The sequence below is a fragment of the Streptomyces sp. NBC_00442 genome, from assembly GCF_036014195.1.
GTDB lineage: Bacteria > Actinomycetota > Actinomycetes > Streptomycetales > Streptomycetaceae > Streptomyces.
The window spans coordinates 2,176,603-2,195,004 of record NZ_CP107918.1; the positions used below are offsets into that span (position 1 = coordinate 2,176,603).

Genomic DNA, 18,402 nt, shown 5'->3' on the forward strand with positions numbered 1-18,402 from the left:
AGATTAGCGGCGTACCTGCCGTTCGTCACAGGCGGTGACCGAAATGAGTGGTACCGCTTCCTTGTGCCCTTCGAGCCGTGCACCCCGTTCTCGTACGATCGGGGCGCACGGCAACTGCCGCCACCGGTAGGGTAATTCGCTTCAAGTCGGGTGAATTCGGCGGCGTCGCGCGACACACCGCGCATCGCCTCTTCGACACCCCTCAACCGACGCTGACCAGAGCGGAGTTGGCGCGCTCGGCCCAGCGGACCGCCGGCCCGAGCGCCAGGCCTGCGCCGAGGAACAGGGCGCCGAGCAGCAGCCAGCCGGGCGTGCCCCAGTCGACGACGAGCGCGGTGAGCAGCAGCGGGCCGAGCATCCGGGCCAGCGGTACGCCCATGCCGAAGAACCCCTGGTACTGGCCCTGCCGGTCGGCCGGCGCGAGATCGAAGCCGATCTGCCAGGCGCCGGAGGACTGCATCATCTCGCCCGCCACCTGGAGTCCACCGGCGACGAGCAGGGCGGCCACGGCGCCCCAGACGGGCGCGTCGACGGCGCTGAGCGCGAACACGGCGCAGGAGGCCAGCATCAGGGCCCCGCCGCGGGCCACGGTCCGTACGGCGCTGGGCAGATCGCGCACACCGGCCGCGGTACGGACCTGGAAGAGCATCACCGCGCCGGTATTGAGCACGAGCAGCGCGGACACCAGCCAGCCCGGCGCGTCGGTACGGGTGACCGTCCACAGCGGGATGGCGAGGCTGATCAGCGGCATCCGCAGCAGGAGCAGCGTATTGAGGAGGGTGACCAGGGCGTAGGGGCGGTCGCGCAGCACCGTGAAGCGCGGGCCACGGCCCGGGGCCGCGGGCGCGGCGGTGGGCCCTACCTCCGGGAGCCGGAGCAGGACGAGCGCGCAGAGCAGGAAGGCGGCCGCGTCCATCGCGAAGACGGCGAGGTAGGCGGCGCGGGTGCCGTAGTGCAGCGCGATCCCCCCGACCGCGGCGCCCACGGCGAGCCCGGCGTTGAGCGTGGACTGGAGGTGGGCGAGGACGTGAGTGCGGTCCCGGCGGGCGACGAGAGCGGCGAGGAGCGCCTGGCGGGCGGCGGCGAGGCCGGTCTGGGCGGTCGCGTAGCAGCAGGCGGCGAGCACGAAGGGGAGGAATCCTCGGACGAAGAGGAAGGACCCGACCGAGACGCCGGTGGCGGCCGCGAGCAGGACGGCCACGGTGCGCGGTCCGCGCCGGTCGGCGAGCTGCCCCAGTGGAACCCCGGCGAGCGCCCCGACGGCCCAGGCGAGGGTGAGGCCGAGGCCGATGCGGGTGGGGGGCAGGCCCACGACGCGGCTGAAGTACAGCGCCGAGGTGACGAGGAAGGCGCCGTCGCCCAGCGCATTGACGAGCTGGGCGGCGGCGAGGGCGCGGGCGGGGCCCGCGGGAGGCAGGAGGCGAGAGGGCATGCCCTCATCAAAGCGGCTCAAGTGGCCCGGTGCCGGGTCCACTTGAGCCCTTTTTCCATGGGCCATTCGCACCGCTGCCGGGGCGCCGGGCGGCTCACCGGCTGAGGCTGCTCACCGGCTGGAGCTGCTCACCGACTGAGGCCGCTCATCGGCTGGAGCTGCTCACCGGCTGCGGCGGGTCACGAACTCGGCCAGGGCGAGCAACTCACCCGCCGCGGTGAGGTCGGGCACGGCGCGCGCGAGGTGGTCGACCGCGCGGGCCATCCGGTCGGCGGCGTGGATCTGGGCCCAGTCGCGGCCGCCCGCCCGGTCCACCGCGTCGGCGGCCCTGCGAACCGCGTCGGCGCCCATCGGGCCCCGGTACAGGGCGGCGAGTTCGGCCGCCGCCGGGGTGCCGGAGCCGAGGGCGGCGACGACGGGCAGCGACTTCTTGTGCGCGGCGAGGTCGGCGCCGGCGGGTTTTCCGGTGTGCCCCGGGTCGCCCCAGATCCCGATGAGGTCGTCGATGAGCTGGAAGGCGAGCCCGGCCTCACGGCCGAACGCGTCCATGGCGGCGACCTCCTCCTCGCCCGCTCCGGCGTACAGCGCGCCGAGTGCGCAGGCGCAGCCGAGCAGCGCGCCGGTCTTGGCCATCGCCATCGCGAGGCATTCGTCGAGCGTGACGTCCTGCGGGGCCCGGTGCTCGAAGGCGCAGTCGGCCTGCTGGCCGGCACAGAGCTCGATGACACAGGCGGCGATCCTGGCCGAGGCCGCGGTCGCCGCGGGGTGGCCGTCGTCGGCGATCAGCCGCAGCGCGAGGGCGTGCAGCGCATCGCCCACGATGATGGCGTCCGGGGTGCCGAAGACGGTCCAGACGGTGGGACGGTGGTGCCGCGTGGCGTCCGCGTCGATGACGTCGTCGTGGAGCAGCGTGAAGTTGTGGACCAGTTCCACGGCGGCGGCCGCCCGCACCGCCGCGTCGGGGCGCCCGCCGAGCGCGGTCGCGGCGGCGAGCACGAGGGCCGGGCGGATCGCCTTGCCGGCCTGGCCGTCGGCCGGGGTGCCGTCGGCGCGCTCCCAGCCGAAGTGGTACATGGCGACCCGCCGCATGGGTCCGGGCAACGATTCGACCGCGGCGCGCAGTTGGGGCGTGACGACGGCCCGGGTCCGTTCGAGCAGCTCGACGGCCTCACGGCCCTGCATGGCATCCGGCATTGCCAACTAAGGTGACCTTTCTCGGAGTTGACACCGCGCGCCGGGCGCGCGCCGCCAGTGGCGGGCGCGCCCGGACCGGGACTGCTTCAGCGCCAGCGGCTGACTTCCACGTTCTCCAGGACGCCCAGCGCGTCGGGCACCAGGATGGCGGCCGAGTAGTAGGCCGTGACCAGGTACGAGATGATCGCCTGCTCGTCGATGCCCATGAAGCGCACCGAGAGGCTCGGCTCGATCTCGTCCGGGATCCCCGACTGCTGGAGTCCGATGACGCCCTGGTCGGCCTCGCCGGTACGCATGCAGATGATCGAGGTCGTACGGGCCTCGCTCACCGGGATCTTGTTGCACGGGAAGATGGGCACGCCGCGCCAGGCCGGCACGTGGTTGCCCGCGACTTCCACGGACTCGGGCACGAGGCCGCGCTTGTTGCACTCGCGGCCGAAGGCGGCGATGGCGCGGGGGTGGGCGAGGAAGAGCTTGTTGCCGCGGCGGCGCGAGAGCAGCTCGTCCATGTCGTCGGGGCTCGGCACGCCGTCGTGCGGCTGGATCCGCTGCCCATAGTCGCAGTTGGTGAGCAGGCCGAACTCCCGGTTGTTGATGAGTTCGTGTTCCTGGCGCTCGCGCAGTGCCTCGACGGTCAGCCTGAGCTGGTGCTCGGTCTGGTTCATCGGCTGGTTGTAGAGGTCCGCGACCCGGCTGTGGACCTTCAGCACGGTCTGCGCGACGGAGAGTTCGTACTCGCGGGGCGAGCCCTCGTAGTCCACGTACGTGTGGGGGATGACCGCTTCGCCGATGTGGCCCGCGGAGAGGTCGATCGCCGCCTCGCCATAGGTGTTGGTGCGCTGCTCCGGGAGCCGCGAGACCGCCGTGAGGTGCGCGTGCAGGGAGTCGGTGCGCTCGGCGAGGTTGAGTACATCGGCCCGGCTCAGGACCAGGACGGTGCACGCGGTGGTGGCCCGGACCGTCCATTCCCAGGTGGCGTCCCCCGACACCAGCGCCTGGTCGCCGAAGTAGGCCCCGTCGGCGAGGAAGCCGAGCTCCGTCTCGTCGCCGTACTGGCCGGTGCCGATCTTCTCGACCCTGCCGTGCGCCAGCAGGAAGACCCGGTCCGTGACGTCGCCCGCGGTGGCGATGATCTCGCCCGCCCCGTACTCACGCTGCTCGCAGCGGTTGGCGAGCTCGCCGAGCGCCGCTTCGTCCTCGTAGTCCCGCAGGGCGGGCAGCTCGCCCAGTTCGGCGGGAATGACGTCGACGCGCTCGCCGGTCTGGACGAAGGTGATGCGCCCGTCTCCCACGGAGTAGCTGAGCCGTCGGTTGACCCGGTACGTGCCACCCTGCACCTGGACCCAGGGCAGCATCCGCAGCAGCCAACGGGAGGTGATCTCCTGCATCTGGGGGACGGACTTGGTGGTGGTCGCCAAGTTCCGCGCGGCGGCTGTGCCGAGACTCTGTTGGGCGCGGTGCTCGGGACCTGCCTCGACCGACATGTGACTCCTTCTGGGCGCTCTCACGATCTTCAAGCCGGACTGCGCTGAGAACACTTCCATTACGGAGAGTCGGCGCGCCATTACTCAAATGAGTGGGATTAGAACACCAGCGGGCGGGGCAGCCGCCGCGCAGCGCTCGAACAGACCGGGCACACGCCCGCGTTCCGAACCTCACACACGCCCGCGACCTCGCACACGCCCGCGCGCCTCGGCCCGTCGGCACCGCTCGGCCGCCACCACCCCCGTGGCCGAATCTTTAATTTGCACACCGCATGCCACTTACCTACGGTGCTCCCATGCGCCTGACGAGATTCACCGACCTCGCCCTGCGGGTGCTGATGCGCCTCGCGGTCGCCGAGAACGCCGACGGCCAGGCTCCGCCCACCACGCGCGAGGTGGCGGACACGATGCGCATCGCGTACACGCACGCCGCGAAGGTCGTGGCCCGGCTCCAGCACCTCGGCCTCGTGGAGGCGCGGCGCGGCCGGGGCGGCGGGCTCACGCTGACCGCGGCGGGCCGTCTCGCCTCCGTGGGCGGCCTGGTGCGCGAGCTGGAAGGCCCGGGGGACGTGGTGGACTGCGAGGGCGCGACGCCATGTCCGCTCGCCGCGGCGTGCCGGCTGCGGCGGGCGCTGCACCGCGCCCAGGAGGCGTTCTACGAGTCCCTTGACGAGCTCACGGTGGACGCTCTGGTCGCCTCGCCGACCGGCCCGCTCCTGCTCGGCATCACCGGCCGCTGACCCCTCCGGACCCCCGGGCCGACCCCGCCGCGGGCCGCCGCACGCCTCCCCTTAGAGTCAAATTAGAGTCCCATATGCCAATTAAAGCGAGGAGTCACCGGATGCTGTCCGAGAAGTCGGCCATGACCGTCCGCGCCACCCTGCCCACCGTCGGAGCGGCCATCGGCACCATCACCGAGCGCTTCTACGAGCGGCTCTTCGCGGCCCACCCCGCGCTGCTGCGCGATCTGTTCAACCGGGGCAACCAGGCCGCCGGCCTCCAGAAGCAGGCCCTCGCAGGCTCCATCGCCGCGTTCGCGACGTACCTGGTGGACCACCCCGATGAGCGCCCTGACGCCATGCTCGGCCGCATCGCCCACAAGCACGCCTCGCTCGGCGTCACCGCCGACCAGTACAAGATCGTCCACGAGCACCTCTTCGCGGCGATCGCCGAGGTGCTCGGGGAGGACGCGACCCCCGAGGTCACCGACGCCTGGGACGAGGTGTACTGGCTGATGGCGAACGCCCTGATCGCCATCGAGGACCGCCTCTACGCGGAGCGGGGCGTCCTCGCGGGCGACGTCTGGCGGGCGTGGACCGTGGCCGTCCGCACCGAGGAGACCGCCGACTGCGCCACCTTCCGCCTGCGCCCCGCGGACGGCGCGCCCGCCCCCGCCTTCAAGCCCGGCCAGTACGTCTCCGTCCAGGTCGAACTGGCCGACGGGGCCCGGCAGATACGCCAGTACAGCCTGAGCTCGGCGCCCGGCGCCGAGCTGCGCTCGATCACCGTCAAGCGCGTCACGGGCGAGCCCGACGGCGAGGTTTCCGGCCACCTCCACGCGCATCTGCGCGCGGGCGACGCGCTGCGCGTCTCGGCCCCGTACGGCGACCTCGTGCTCGACGCGGACGACGCCCCGCTGCTGCTCGCTTCGGCGGGAATCGGCTGCACGCCGATGGTGTCGATGCTGGAGCGGCTCGCGGCCACCGGCCACCGCTCCCCGGTGACCGTGGTGCACGCCGACCGCTCCCCCGCCGCGCACCCGCTGCGCGCGGACCACATGGCACTCACGGCCCGACTACCCGACGCCGAAGCCCATTTCTGGTACGAGGACCCGGAGCCCGGCCACCCCGCCGGCCGCACGGGCCTGGTCGACCTCGCGACGGTCCCGGTCGCGTCCGGCACCCGCGCCTACCTCTGCGGGCCGCTCCCGTTCATGCGCGCGGTCCGCACCCAGCTGCTCGCCAAGGGCGTGGCCGCCGCCGACATCCACTACGAGGTGTTCGGCCCCGATCTGTGGCTGGCGCGGGACTGAGGCGGTCCGCCGGTTCCGGGGCGCGCGCGTGTCCGGATCGGATCGCTCACCAAACCGAACAGATCGCCCCATAGCGGGAGTTGGGGTACAAGCGGTACGAGATGTTCCGCACCGCTCTGGAAGGAGGCGGCCATGGCCCCACCCATGTCCGCAGACCAGTTCCTCGCCGCCCTGCGCGCCGAGGGCCTCACCGTCGTCGAGACCGGCACTTGGCGCACCCACAACCGAGCGGGCCACGGCGGATGGGGGCCCGTCAACGGCGTCGTCATCCACCACACCGCGACCAGCGGCGCCGACGCCTCCGTCCGCATCTGCTACGACGGTTACGAGGCGCTGCCGGGGCCGCTCTGCCACGGCGTGATCACCAAGGACGGCCGGGTGCACCTCGTCGGCAACGGCCGCGCCAACCACGCGGGGGCGGGCGACGCGGACGTGCTGCGCGCCGTGATCGCCGAGAAACGGCTGCCGCCGCCGGTGCGGAACGACACCGACGGCAACACGCACTTCTACGGCTTCGAGTGCGAGAACCTCGGCGACGGCAAGGACCCGTGGCCCCAGGCCCAGCTCGACGCCATCGAGAAGGCCGCGGCCGCCGTGTGCCGCCACTACGGCTGGACCGAGCGGTCCGTCATCGGCCACAAGGAGTGGCAGGTCGGCAAGATCGATCCGCGCGGCTTCACCATGGACTGGCTGCGCGAGCGCGTGCACGAGCGTCTGAAGTGACAATGGGTGCATGAACCACGAGACGCTCGCTCCCCGCCTCCCCTCCCCTCTGGAGGAAGCGGCGGACGAGCGTTTCGCACGGCACGGCGTGCGTCTGCTGCTCAAGCGGGACGACCTGATCCACCCGGACCTGGTCGGCAACAAATGGCGCAAGCTGGAGTTGAACCTGCGGGCCGCGGCGGGGCGGCCCGTACTCACCTTCGGCGGCGCGTACTCCAACCACCTGCGCGCGACCGCCGCGGCCGGGCGCCTCCTCGGCTTCCCCACGATCGGCGTCGTACGCGGCGACGAGCTGGCCGGCCGACCGCTCAACCCCTCCCTCGCCCAGTGCGTGGCGGACGGCATGCGGCTGCACTTCGTGGACCGCTCGACCTACCGGCGCAAGTCCTCGCCGGACGTGCTCGCGGGCCTCCTCGACCTGCTCGGCCGTGACGTGTACGTCGTGCCCGAAGGCGGCAGCAACTCCCTTGCGGTACGCGGCTGCACGGCGCTCGGCGAGGAACTGCGCGGGGTCACGGACGTGGTCGGGGTGGCCTGCGGCACGGGCGGCACCCTGGCCGGCCTTGCCGCCGGCCTCGCCCCCGGCCAGCGGGCGATCGGGGTGCCGGTCCTGCGGGGCGACTTCCTGACCTCGGAGATCCGCACCCTCCAGCACGCGGCCTTCGGCGGCCCCCGGGGCACCTGGACCCTGGACGACCGCTTCCACTTCGGCGGGTACGCCCGCGTCCCCGCCGAACTCGACTCGTTCGCGCGGGACTTCGAGGAGCGGCACGGGGTGGGGGTGGAGCGGGTGTACGTGGCGAAGCTGCTGTACGGGCTGGTGCGGTTGGCGGGGGAGGGTGCGTTCGCGCCGGGTTCCCGGGTAACGGCGATCCTCACGGGCACCCCCTGACCCCCGGCCCACGCAGTTCCCCGCGCCCCTGAAACCCGCCTTCGTGCGCGGACCGTGCCCGCCTCTCGCGCAGTTCCCCGCGCCCCTAACCCCGCCTTCGTGTGCGGACCGTGCTCGCTTCTCGCGCAGTTCCCCGCGCCCCTAACCCCGCCTTCGTGTGCGGACCGTGCTCGCTTCTCGCGCAGTTCCCCGCGCCCCTTAACCACTCGGTGCCGGCCCGCATGGACACCCTCAGCCCGTCATGGGGGTCCCCCCTGGCCCTTGAGGCCTTGGGGGAGATTGAGGACGAGCGCCCTTAAGGCGCGATACGGGGTCTGGGGCGGAGCCCCAGGGGGCCGCACCTTCGGAGTTGCCGCACGGGCGGGTGGGTGGGAACACCCCCGGGGTCCGGGGCGGAGCCCCAGGGGGTCAGGGCTCGCCTTCTCGGTAGGCGGCGGCTTCCTCCAGGTCCAGCCTGCGCAGCAACGTCCGCATCATCTCGTCATCGATCCGCCGCGCGTCCCGCAGGGACACGAACACCTCCCGCTCCGCCTCGATCATCGCGCGCGACAGCCGCCGGTAGGTGTCGTCCGCCGACTCCCCCGTCTCCTCGTTGACCGCCCCCAACCGCTCCCACACCGCGTTGCGCCGCCGCTCGAGAACCGTCCGCAGCCGCACGGCGAGCGGCTCCGGCAGGGCGTTGCGCTCGTCGGTGAGCAGGTCGTCGAGTCGGGACTCGGCCGCGCGCGAGGCCTCGCTCTGGGCCTGCGCCTCGGCGAGCGTCTCGGCCTGGGTGTCACGCCCGGGAAGCTTGAGCAGCCGGATCAGCGGCGGCAGCGTGAGCCCCTGCACGACCAGCGTGCCGATGACCGTGGTGAACGTCAGGAACAGGACGAGGTTGCGCGCCGGGAAGTCCGAACCGTCCTCCATGGTCAGCGGGATGGAGAAGGCGATGGCGAGCGAGACCACGCCGCGCATCCCGGCCCACCCCACGATCACAGGAGCCGTCCAGTCCACCTCCGGCTCCCGGCGCCGCACCTTCGCGGACAGCGCGCGCGGCACGAAGGTGGCCGGAAAGACCCAGACGAACCGGGCCGCCACCACCAGGGCGAACACCCCCACCGCGTACCAGACGGCCTCGCCGACCCCGTACTCCCCAAGCCCCTTGAGCACCACCGGCATTTGCAGGCCGATCAGCGCGAACACCGCCGATTCGAGGAGGAAGGCGACCATCTTCCAGACCGCCTCCTCCTGGAGCCGGGTCGCGAAGTCGACCTGCCAGGAGCGGTGGCCGAGGTAGAGCGCGACGACCACGACGGCGAGCACCCCCGACGCCCCGACCTGCTCGGCCGCCGCGTAGGCGACGAAGGGGATGAGCAGCGAGAGGGTGTTCTGCAGGAGCGCCTCGTGCAGATGGCGGCGCAGCCAGTGGATCGGCAGCATCAGGACGAGCCCGACCCCGATGCCGCCGATGGAGGCGAGCGCGAACTCCTTGAGCCCGCCGCCCCAGGTGGCCCCCGCGCCGACGGCCGCCGCGAGCGCCACCTTGTACGCGGTGATCGCGGTCGCGTCGTTCACCAGGGACTCGCCCTGGAGGATCGTGGTGATCCGGCTGGGCAGCCGCAGCCGGCGCGCGATGGCGGTGGCCGCGACCGCGTCGGGCGGCGCGATCACCGCACCGAGCACGAGCGCCGCGGTGATCGGCAGATCCGGCACCAGGAGGTACGCGAGATAGCCGACCACGACCGTCGCGAACAGGGTGTACCCCACGGAGAGCAGCGCCACGGGCCGGAGGTTGGCGCGCAGATCGAGGTAGGAGCTCTCCAGGGCCGCCGTGTGCAGCAGCGGGGGCAGGACGAGCGGCAGCACGATGTGCGGATCGAGGGTGTACGCGGGGACTCCGGGCAGGTAGGCCGCGATCAGGCCCACCGCCACCAGGAGCAGCGGCGCGGGCACCGGCGTCCTGCGCGCTCCTCCCGCGACCGCCGCGCTCGCCGCGATCAGCGCCACCAGCGGCAATGCATCCATCAGACAGTCCGTCCCCACGCACCCCACGCGGGCGCTCCGTCGTAACCTGGCCATCATGAGCGAGTGTCCGCACGTTGCAGAACTGCCGCGCCCCGAGCCGGCCCCCCTCAACGACACCTGCCCCGAGTGCCTGAAGGAGGGTACGCATCCCGTACAGCTGCGCCTGTGCCTGGTCTGCGGTCACGTCGGCTGCTGCGACTCCTCGCCGAACCAGCACGCCACGGCCCACTTCGAGGAGACCGGGCACGCGGTGATGCGGACCTTCGAGCCCGGCGAGAGCTGGCGCTGGTGTTTCGTGGACGGCCTGCTGGTGTGACGGCGGGGGTTCGACGCCCCGGTGCCTGGGTACGTCAACCCGGTCCCGGTTCACAGCAATTGGGCACTGCAAACCTCTAGCCACTGTCCGTACTCGTAGGCTTACCATGAGTGACAGTCGTCGGGAGGGCTCCCGGCGACAGGGCACCATGGATCGCGATAGCGTCGCCAGTCCAGGTACGGACCCCGTACCCACGGCCCCGGGGCTTCTCCCCTCCCCGGGCCCCGACAGAGCTTTGTGCCACCTTGGAGGTGAGGGTGTCCCAGATCGCAGGCGAGCCCGGGAATCAGGACTTCGTGGAAGTCCGGCTGCCGGCCGCGGGTGCCTACCTGTCAGTGCTGCGTACGGCCACGGCCGGACTCGCGGCACGCTTGGACTTCACCCTCGACGAGATCGAGGATCTGCGCATCGCAGTCGACGAGGCCTGCGCGATCCTGCTCCAGCAGGCCGTACCGGGCTCCGTTCTGAGCTGCGTGTTCCGCCTCGTCGACGACTCACTGGAGGTCACGGTCTCGGCCCCGACCACCGACGGCCGGGCCCCGGAGCGCGACACCTTCGCCTGGACGGTGCTCTCCGCCCTGGCCGGCAAGGTCGACTCCTCCGTGGCCGACGACCGTACGGTCTCCATCAGCCTGTACAAACAGCGCGGCGCGGGACCCGGACCGGCGTGAGCGGGGACGGTCCGGTGCGGGACGACGAGCGCATCCCCGACGTGCCGCGCTCCGCGGAGATCCCGGAGCAGCAGGCCCGGCCGCACCCGGTGGACAGTCCTGTGGACGGCCCAGATGGCCTTTTGTACGCGGCGGAGCAGGCAGAGCGGGCGGCCTTTATGAGCGAGCACATCGAGCACAGGCACCACGATCCACGCGATCGCAGCGGGGCGCGGGCGATGTTCATCGAGCTGCGCAAGCTGCCCGAGGGCTCGCCGGAGAAGGCCGAGCTGCGCAATCGGCTGGTGCGGATGCACCTGCCGCTGGTCGAGCATCTGGCGCGGCGCTTCCGCAACCGGGGCGAGCCGCTCGACGACCTGACCCAGGTCGCCACGATCGGCCTGATCAAGTCGGTGGACCGTTTCGACCCCGAGCGGGGCGTGGAGTTCTCCACGTACGCGACACCCACGGTCGTCGGCGAGATCAAGCGGCACTTCCGCGACAAGGGCTGGGCGGTGCGGGTGCCGCGCCGGCTCCAGGAGCTGCGGCTCGCGCTCACCACGGCCACGGCGGAACTCTCCCAGCAGCACGGCCGCTCGCCGACGGTGCACGAACTGGCCGAGCGGCTGGGCATTTCCGAGGAAGAGGTCCTGGAGGGCCTGGAGTCGGCGAACGCCTATTCCACGCTGTCGCTCGACGTGCCGGACACGGACGACGAGTCGCCGGCGGTGGCGGACACCCTGGGCGCCGAGGACGAGGCGCTCGAAGGCGTCGAGTACCGCGAGTCGCTCAAGCCGCTCCTCGAGGACCTTCCGCCGCGCGAGAAGCGGATCCTGCTGCTGCGCTTCTTCGGGAACATGACGCAGTCGCAGATCGCGCAGGAGGTCGGCATCTCCCAGATGCACGTCTCGCGCCTGCTGGCCCGCACGCTCGCACAGCTGCGGGAGCGGTTGCTCGTCGAGGAGTAGCCGGGCGCCCGGGAGCGGCCGGGCGTCGAGGAACAGCCGGGCCGTGCGGCCGGTGTGCGGTTACGCGTCGCTCACCGGCCCGCGGATGCCGAGCGCCTCGGTGGTGGCCGGGTTGACCAGGAGCACCAGGGCGGTGACGGCCACCGCGGCGAGCGCGATGCCCGCCGGGATCCACGGAGCGCCGTCGGAGTTGAGGAACATCCAGGCGACCGGCAGCGCCATGATGTGGGTGATCATCGAGGGCCCCCGGCTCCAGCGTCGGCGGAGCAGCAGGCCGCGGGCGGCGATCAGCGGGATCAGGCCGAGGACCACGAGGGTCACGCCGCCGGTCTCGGCCTGGGCAGGCCGGTCCGGCTTGCCGGTCAGGCCCATCACGAGCATGAAGAGGCCACCGGCGACCAGGGCGAGCCCTTCGAGCGCGGACAGCGCGGCCGCGGCGGTCAGCCGGCCGGGGCGCGGTCCTGCGGGGGCTTCGGGGGTCTGCTCAGTACTCACCCGGCCAGGGTAGCCCGCACGGCGGGGCCCGCCCCGGGGCGGGCGGCCCCGGCCCAGGTGCGCCCCAGTACCCCCCGGTAGGTAGTCTGGCGCCCATGCGTGCACTTCTCGTGGTCAACCCGGCGGCTACCACCACCAGTGCGCGCACGCGTGACGTCCTCATTCACGCCCTCGCCAGCGAGATGAAGCTGGAGGCGGTGACCACGGAGTACCGCGGTCATGCCAAGGACCTCGGGCGGCGTGCGGCCGAGAGCAGTGACATCGATCTCGTGGTGGCGCTCGGCGGTGACGGCACGGTCAACGAGCTCGTGAACGGCCTGCTGCACAACGGCCCGAGCCCCGAACTCCCGGAATTCGCGGTGGTCCCCGGCGGCTCGACCAATGTGTTCGCGCGCGCCCTGGGCCTGCCCAATGACGCTGTGGAGTCGACCGGTGTCATTTTGGACGCGTTGCGCGAGAAGCGGAGCCGTACGGTGAGCCTCGGTCTCGCGTCCGGGGTGCCGGGCAGCGTGGACGAGGGTGTTCCTGAACGCTGGTTCACTTTCTGTGCCGGGTTCGGATTCGACGCGGGTGTGGTGGGCCGGGTCGAACAGCAGCGGGAGCGCGGAAAGCGCTCGACGCACGCCCTCTATTTGCGCCAGGTGGCGCGCCAGTTCTTCGGCGAGCCCCACCGCAGACACGGCCAGATCACGCTGGAGCGGCCGGACGGGGAGACGGTCGAGGACCTCGTCCTGTCCATAGTCTGCAACACCTCCCCCTACACCTACCTGGGCAATCGTCCTCTGTACGCGTCTCCCGACGCCTCCTTCGACGCGGCGCTCGACGTCCTCGCGCTGACCCGGATGACCACCCCCTCGGCGACCCGTTACGCGACCCAGTTGCTCACTTCCACGCCAGATCGTGGTCCGCACGGCAAGCACGCCGTATCACTGCACGACTTGACGGACTTCACCTTGCATTCCAAGGCCCCGCTCCCCTTCCAGATGGACGGCGACCACCTGGGCCTGCGTACTAGCGTCGCGTTCACAGGCGTACGCCGTGCACTGCGTGTGATTGTGTGAGTGGAAGGGCCCAAAGTCCTTTCACTCGAACGTTTAGGCTGCCATCCACCCCATGGAAGTACGACTGTGACCCAGTCGACACCGAGGAATCCAAAAAAACTTTCCGGAAGGGGTTGTATCCGCCGCCGAGGTTTGCGAATCTCTACATGGCGATCGGGACGGCCCGCAACACCGGCCTCCACTGAAAGCCAGAACCCCTCCTCAAAACCAGGACCACCACCAGTCCAACTGGAAGATGGCCCTTCCCTTGTTGAGGGATTCGTGAAAGCGTTCACATTCACAAGCACCCCTGCACGTAACACCAAGAGAGGTAGCAGCCATGGACTGGCGTCACAACGCCGTTTGTCGTGAGGAAGACCCCGAGCTGTTCTTCCCCATCGGCAACACCGGTCCTGCGCTGCTGCAGATCGAGGAAGCCAAGGCCGTCTGCCGCCGCTGCCCCGTCATGGAGCAGTGCCTGCAGTGGGCGCTCGAGTCCGGCCAGGACTCCGGCGTCTGGGGTGGCCTCAGCGAGGACGAGCGCCGCGCGATGAAGCGCCGTGCCGCTCGCAACCGGGCGCGCAACGCGACCGCCTGAGCCCCCACTTCCCGCCTTAGCAACGCGCGGCGCGTACAGAGCGTACGCACTCACCGCCCCCCGAGCCGCAGCGCGCAGCAGTAAGACACCCACAGCATTCGAGCCCCGAACCGTGTCTCATGGTTCGGGGCTCGCTGCTGTGCGTACGCCGTCGGCGTGTAGGTCCTCGGGCGCGGGGTACGCGCTACTTCTCGGGGCCCACCGGGATGTCGAGCACGACCTTCGTGCCGCGTCCGGGCGCCGGCACCATGTCGAAACTTCCGCCCAACTCGCCCTCGACCAGGGTCCGTACGATCTGGAGGCCCAGGTTTCCCGTGCGCTTCGCGTCAAAGCCCTCGGGCAGTCCCCGGCCGTCGTCCCGCACGGTGATCAGCAGCCGGGAGTCCTCGCGGGTGCCGCCGCGCAGCGCCGCGACCTCGACCGAGCCCTGGTCGCCGGGGACGAAGGCGTGCTCAAGGGCGTTCTGCAGGACTTCGGTCAACACCATGGACAGCGGGGTGGCGACCTCGGCGTCGAGGATTCCGAAGCGGCCGGTGCGCCGGCAGTCGATCTTGCCGGGTGAGATCTCGGCGACCATGGCGAGCACCCGGTCGGCGATCTCGTCGAACTCGACGCGCTCGTCCAGGTTCTGCGACAGCGTCTCGTGCACGATGGCGATCGAACCGACGCGCCTGACCGCCTCGTTGAGCGCCTCGCGGCCCTGGTCGGAGTCCATCCGGCGGGACTGGAGACGCAACAGCGCCGCCACCGTCTGAAGGTTGTTCTTCACCCGGTGGTGGATCTCCCGGATGGTGGCGTCCTTGGTGATCAACTCCCGCTCCCGGCGGCGCAGTTCGGTCACGTCCCGCAGCAGTACGAGCGAACCGATGCGCGGCCCCTTCGGCTTGAGCGGGATGGCACGCAGCTGGATGACCCCGTCGTCGCCCTCGACCTCGGCCTCGCGGGGCGCATAGCCGCTGGCGAGTTTGGCGATGGCCTCGTCCACCGGGCCGCGCGACGGCGCGAGCTCGGCGGTGAGCTGGCCCAGGTGCTGGCCGACGAGGTCGGATGCGAGGCCCAGCCGGTGGTAGGCGGAGAGCGCGTTGGGCGAGGCGTACTGGACGATGCCGTCCGCGTCCAGCCTGATCAGGCCGTCGCCGGCGCGCGGTGACGCGTCCATGTCGACCTGCTGGCCGGGGAACGGGAAGGATCCGGCGGCGATCATCTGCGCGAGGTCGGAGGCGGACTGGAGGTAGGTGAGTTCGAGCCGCGAGGGTGTACGGACAGTGAGCAGATTGGTGTTCCGGGCGATGACGCCCAGGACGCGCCCCTCACGGCGTACGGGAATCGACTCGACGCGGACCGGGACCTCCTCGCGCCACTCCGGATCTCCCTCGCGCACGATCCGGCCCTCGTCGAGCGCGGCGTCGAGCAGCGGGCGCCGGCCGCGCGGGACGAGATGGCCGACCATGTCGTCCTGGTAGGAGGTGGGGCCGGTGTTGGGGCGCATCTGGGCGACCGACACATAGCGGGTGCCGTCCAGGGTGGGTACCCAGAGCACCAGGTCCGCGAAGGAGAGGTCGGAGAGCAACTGCCACTCCGAGACCAGCAGGTGGAGCCACTCGAGGTCGGACTCACTCAGAGCGGTGTGCTGGCGTACGAGGTCGTTCATGGAGGGCACGGTGCGAGCGTACCCGCGTCCACCGGCGGAAATGACTGCGGGCCGCGGCGCCGGGACGGGACCCTCGACCCGTCCGGGCACCGCAGCCCGGTTGCCGGCCGACGGGTGTGCGGTCCCCTCGGCCTTCACAGAGAGGTCACGGCGCGGTCAGGGCAGAGAGCGCCGGGGCCTCGGTTCCGCCCGCCTGTGCGGGGTGGGCGGAAGCCTGATGTGTTCATTGTGGACTAGACCATTCTGCCCTGTCCATCCGTGTGCACGACGCAATATTCCGTGCCCGCACCCGGGGCGCAACCCTCAGGGGCGCCGCGCCGCTTCCCGGGGCCACACGGCCATGGCGGCCTCGGCGACGCCCTCCAGTTCCGCGCGGGTCGCGCCGTCGCGGGCCTGCTGGGACATGCCCTGGAAGACCGCGCCGACGAGCCGGGCCAGTGTGCCCGCGTCCGTGCTCGCGGGCAGGCGGCCGGCGGCGGTGTCGGCGGCGATCCGGCTCTCGATGGCGGACAGGCCGGCGGCACGCTGGTCGCGCAGCGCGGCGCTGACGGCCTCGGTGGTGCAGTTGGCCGCGGCGCTGATCACCATGCAGCCGTAGGGGTGCGCCGGGTCGGTGAACTCGGCGGCCGCCTCGCGCAGCAGACGGGCGACGCCCTCGCGCGCGGTCGGCTCCTCGGTGAGGGCCCGCGTCGCGAAGGATCCGTGGGTCGACTGATATCCGCGGACGACCTCCTCGAAGAGGGCCTGCTTGTCGCCGAAGGCGGCGTACAGGCTGGGCGCGCCGATGCCCATGGCCCGGGTCAGATCGGCCACGGACGTCACCTCGTATCCACGCCGCCAGAACTCCATCGTGGCCTGCTCAAGGGCCGTGTCCCGGTCGAACGAACGGGGCCGCCCGCGCTGTTTCGTCGCCATGCCACCGATCCTACCGCGCTTCTGTAGCGCACGCTAAAGAATGTGGTACGTTTCTTTCCGTAGCGACCGCTACAGAACTCATCGGGGTGGAAGGAGCGCGGCCATGGGCTCGCTCGACGGAAAGACGGCGCTGGTCACGGGCGGCAGCAGGGGCATCGGGCGAGGCATCGCCGAGCGGCTCGGCCGGGACGGGGCGCGGGTGGCCGTGCACTACGGCACGAACGAGGTGGCGGCCAAGGAGACGGTCGCGGCCATCGAGGCCGCGGGCGGTTCCGCCTTCGCCGTCGGCCAGGAACTGGGGGTTCCCGGGGACGCGGCGGCACTGTGGGAGGCCTTCGACCGACAGGCCGACGGGGTCGACATCCTCGTGAACAACGCCGGCATCGGGTGGCCCGTGCCGTTCGGGGAGGTCACCGAGGAGACGTACGACCAGCTCTTCGCGGTCAACGCCAAGGCGCCGTTCTTCGTGACGCAGCTCGGCCTGACCCGGCTGCGCGACGGCGGCCGGGTCGTCAACATCTCCAGCGGGCTCGCGCGAGCGGCCATGATGCCGCAGACGCTCACCTACGCCATGACCAAGGGCGCGCTCGACGTCCTGACCCGGAATCTGTCGAAGGTCCTCGGCCCGCGCGGGATCACGGTCAACTCGGTGGCGCCCGGGGTCGTCGACACCGACACCAACGCGGACTGGCTGCGCACCGACGAGCAGGCCTGGGCGGCGACGGCCGCCCTGTCGCCCCTGGGCCGGGTCGGCGAGGCGTCCGACATAGCCGATGTGGTGGCCTTCCTCGCCTCGGCCGAAGGGCGCTGGATCACGGGGCAGTGGCTGGAGGCGACGGGCGGCGCGATCGCCTAGGCGGCGGGCGGGCGGCCCCCGACCCCCGGGGGGAGCCCGGGGAGCGGGAGCCCGGGGGGGGCGGGCCGGCCCGTGTTTCGGCACGGGCCCCCTGGTCGGCCGCCCCAAAGGCGGCCGACCAGGGGGCCATGTTCCGTGCCACCGAATGGCCGTCTCCGTATGCGTTCCGGCAACCCCGCCGGTCGACGATGGGAGGGGCGGCGACAGCCCGCCGGAGAGCCCGCCACTCTGCTAGATTGGTCTATACCACGTCCGTTGTTGTTTCACGTCACCAGATCGGCAGGCCCTCGTGGAAGTTGTCATCGTCCCGGACGCCAAGGCAGGCGGCGAGCTCATCGCCGAGTCGATCGCCGCCCTGTGGCGTCGCAAGCCCGACGCCCTGCTCGGCGTGGCCACCGGATCGACGCCGATCCCGATCTACGACGCGCTGACCGCGAAGGTCTCCGCCGGTGACGTGGATGTCGCGCGCGCCCGCGTGTGCCAGCTCGACGAGTACGTCGGCCTGCCCGCGGGACACCCCGAGTCCTATAGGGCCACGGTGATCCGCCAGGTCGTCGAGCCGCTCGGGCTCGGCCCCGACTCCTTCATCGGCCCGGACGGTTCCGCCGACGACGTACAGGCGGCGTGCGAGGCGTACGACCTGGCGCTGGCCTCGGCCGGTGGCGTGGACCTCCAGATCCTGGGCATCGGCACGGACGGGCACATCGGTTTCAACGAGCCCTGCTCCTCGCTCGCCTCGCGCACCCGGATCAAGACGCTGACCGAGCAGACGCGGATCGACAACGCGCGCTTCTTCGACGACGACATCGACCAGGTGCCGCACCACGTGATCACACAGGGCATCGGCACGATTCTGGAGGCCCGTCACTTGGTGCTGCTCGCGACGGGCGAGGGCAAGGCGGAGGCGGTGGCGCAGACGGTGGAGGGGCCGGTGGCCGCGGTGGTGCCGGCGTCGGCGCTCCAGCTCCACCGGCATGCGACGGTCGTCGTGGACGAGGCGGCGGCGTCCAAGCTGAAGCTTGCGCCGTACTTCCGTCACACGTTCGCCGACAAGCCGGTGTGGCAGGGGCTTTAGCCGTCCGGGGGCCAGGGTTGCGCGCAGCTCCCCGCGCCCCCTTCGGGGCGCTTCACCTCAGCCCCGCCAGGGGC

18 protein-coding genes are annotated in these 18,402 nt (G+C 71.5%); 11 read left to right on the forward strand and 7 right to left on the reverse strand.

The annotated features are described in order from the left end of the window. Positions 1 to 202 precede the first annotated feature (202 nt). The 3 genes from OG432_RS09600 to OG432_RS09610 all read right to left on the reverse strand — a co-directional run bounded on the left by OG432_RS09600 (position 203) and on the right by OG432_RS09610 (position 4,110). A complete protein-coding gene (locus OG432_RS09600) occupies positions 203 to 1,432 on the reverse strand; it encodes an MFS transporter (protein WP_328309745.1) in 1,230 nt (409 codons plus the stop codon). A gap of 162 nt (positions 1,433 to 1,594) precedes the next feature. Continuing rightward, the gene (locus OG432_RS09605) at positions 1,595 to 2,626 is read right to left on the reverse strand and encodes a family 2 encapsulin nanocompartment cargo protein polyprenyl transferase (protein ID WP_328309747.1); all 1,032 of its coding nucleotides are present in this window, start codon (positions 2,624 to 2,626) and stop codon (positions 1,595 to 1,597) included. Positions 2,627 to 2,712: 86 nt separating this feature from the next. Beyond that, on the reverse strand, positions 2,713 to 4,110 hold the full coding sequence (locus OG432_RS09610; protein ID WP_328309749.1) for a family 2B encapsulin nanocompartment shell protein: 1,398 nt from the start codon (positions 4,108 to 4,110) through the stop codon (positions 2,713 to 2,715). A 296-nt stretch (positions 4,111 to 4,406) separates the two neighbouring features. Between OG432_RS09610 and OG432_RS09615 the strand changes: the two genes are divergently transcribed. The 4 genes from OG432_RS09615 to OG432_RS09630 all read left to right on the forward strand — a co-directional run bounded on the left by OG432_RS09615 (position 4,407) and on the right by OG432_RS09630 (position 7,757). Beyond that, a complete protein-coding gene (locus OG432_RS09615; protein WP_328309751.1) occupies positions 4,407 to 4,850 on the forward strand; it encodes an RrF2 family transcriptional regulator in 444 nt (147 codons plus the stop codon). A 101-nt stretch (positions 4,851 to 4,951) separates the two neighbouring features. Further along, positions 4,952 to 6,142, forward strand: a complete 1,191-nt coding sequence (locus tag OG432_RS09620; RefSeq protein ID WP_328309753.1) for a globin domain-containing protein — start codon at positions 4,952 to 4,954, stop codon at positions 6,140 to 6,142. Positions 6,143 to 6,274: 132 nt separating this feature from the next. Further along, positions 6,275 to 6,865 carry an N-acetylmuramoyl-L-alanine amidase gene (locus tag OG432_RS09625; RefSeq protein ID WP_328309756.1) on the forward strand — a complete coding sequence of 197 codons (591 nt, stop codon included), beginning with the start codon at positions 6,275 to 6,277 and terminating at the stop codon, positions 6,863 to 6,865. A 10-nt stretch (positions 6,866 to 6,875) separates the two neighbouring features. Continuing rightward, complete coding sequence (locus OG432_RS09630) at positions 6,876 to 7,757, forward strand: 1-aminocyclopropane-1-carboxylate deaminase/D-cysteine desulfhydrase (protein WP_328309758.1); 882 nt, start codon at positions 6,876 to 6,878, stop codon at positions 7,755 to 7,757. A gap of 408 nt (positions 7,758 to 8,165) precedes the next feature. Here the strand turns inward: OG432_RS09630 and OG432_RS09635 are convergent, their stop codons facing one another. Further along, positions 8,166 to 9,764 (reverse strand): Na+/H+ antiporter, encoded by a 1,599-nt coding sequence (locus tag OG432_RS09635; protein WP_328309760.1) that lies wholly within the window; start codon positions 9,762 to 9,764, stop codon positions 8,166 to 8,168. Between the two features lie 55 nt (positions 9,765 to 9,819). Between OG432_RS09635 and OG432_RS09640 the strand changes: the two genes are divergently transcribed. The 3 genes from OG432_RS09640 to OG432_RS09650 all read left to right on the forward strand — a co-directional run bounded on the left by OG432_RS09640 (position 9,820) and on the right by OG432_RS09650 (position 11,698). Next, positions 9,820 to 10,080: a UBP-type zinc finger domain-containing protein gene (locus tag OG432_RS09640; RefSeq protein WP_328309762.1), complete on the forward strand. Its 261-nt coding sequence runs from the start codon at positions 9,820 to 9,822 to the stop codon at positions 10,078 to 10,080. Positions 10,081 to 10,337: 257 nt separating this feature from the next. Next, positions 10,338 to 10,751: an anti-sigma regulatory factor gene (locus tag OG432_RS09645; protein WP_067163834.1), complete on the forward strand. Its 414-nt coding sequence runs from the start codon at positions 10,338 to 10,340 to the stop codon at positions 10,749 to 10,751. After that, a complete protein-coding gene (locus tag OG432_RS09650; RefSeq protein WP_328309765.1) occupies positions 10,748 to 11,698 on the forward strand; it encodes an RNA polymerase sigma factor SigF in 951 nt (316 codons plus the stop codon). The genes OG432_RS09645 and OG432_RS09650 overlap by 4 nt, the downstream gene beginning before the upstream one ends. Positions 11,699 to 11,758: 60 nt before the next feature. Here the strand turns inward: OG432_RS09650 and OG432_RS09655 are convergent, their stop codons facing one another. Beyond that, on the reverse strand, positions 11,759 to 12,193 hold the full coding sequence (locus tag OG432_RS09655) for a hypothetical protein (RefSeq protein WP_328309767.1): 435 nt from the start codon (positions 12,191 to 12,193) through the stop codon (positions 11,759 to 11,761). A gap of 95 nt (positions 12,194 to 12,288) precedes the next feature. On the opposite strand from OG432_RS09655, the gene OG432_RS09660 reads away from it, so the two are divergent. Then, complete coding sequence (locus tag OG432_RS09660) at positions 12,289 to 13,254, forward strand: diacylglycerol/lipid kinase family protein (RefSeq protein ID WP_328309769.1); 966 nt, start codon at positions 12,289 to 12,291, stop codon at positions 13,252 to 13,254. A 319-nt stretch (positions 13,255 to 13,573) separates the two neighbouring features. Continuing rightward, positions 13,574 to 13,831, forward strand: coding sequence for a WhiB family transcriptional regulator (locus tag OG432_RS09665; protein WP_004937597.1), 258 nt, complete (start codon positions 13,574 to 13,576; stop codon positions 13,829 to 13,831). A 184-nt stretch (positions 13,832 to 14,015) separates the two neighbouring features. Here OG432_RS09665 and OG432_RS09670 read toward each other — a convergent pair whose 3' ends face one another. Both OG432_RS09670 and OG432_RS09675 read right to left on the reverse strand, forming a co-directional pair. After that, entirely contained in the window at positions 14,016 to 15,482 is a 1,467-nt protein-coding gene (locus OG432_RS09670; protein ID WP_328315051.1) for a sensor histidine kinase, read from the reverse strand. A 303-nt stretch (positions 15,483 to 15,785) separates the two neighbouring features. Beyond that, positions 15,786 to 16,397 carry a TetR/AcrR family transcriptional regulator gene (locus OG432_RS09675; protein ID WP_328309771.1) on the reverse strand — a complete coding sequence of 204 codons (612 nt, stop codon included), beginning with the start codon at positions 16,395 to 16,397 and terminating at the stop codon, positions 15,786 to 15,788. Between the two features lie 103 nt (positions 16,398 to 16,500). Between OG432_RS09675 and OG432_RS09680 the strand changes: the two genes are divergently transcribed. Together OG432_RS09680 and nagB are read left to right on the forward strand one after the other, a co-directional pair. Beyond that, the gene (locus OG432_RS09680) at positions 16,501 to 17,253 is read left to right on the forward strand and encodes an SDR family oxidoreductase (RefSeq protein WP_328309773.1); all 753 of its coding nucleotides are present in this window, start codon (positions 16,501 to 16,503) and stop codon (positions 17,251 to 17,253) included. A 289-nt stretch (positions 17,254 to 17,542) separates the two neighbouring features. Continuing rightward, positions 17,543 to 18,328, forward strand: a complete 786-nt coding sequence (nagB, locus tag OG432_RS09685) for a glucosamine-6-phosphate deaminase (RefSeq protein WP_328309775.1) — start codon at positions 17,543 to 17,545, stop codon at positions 18,326 to 18,328. Positions 18,329 to 18,402: the final 74 nt, after the last annotated feature.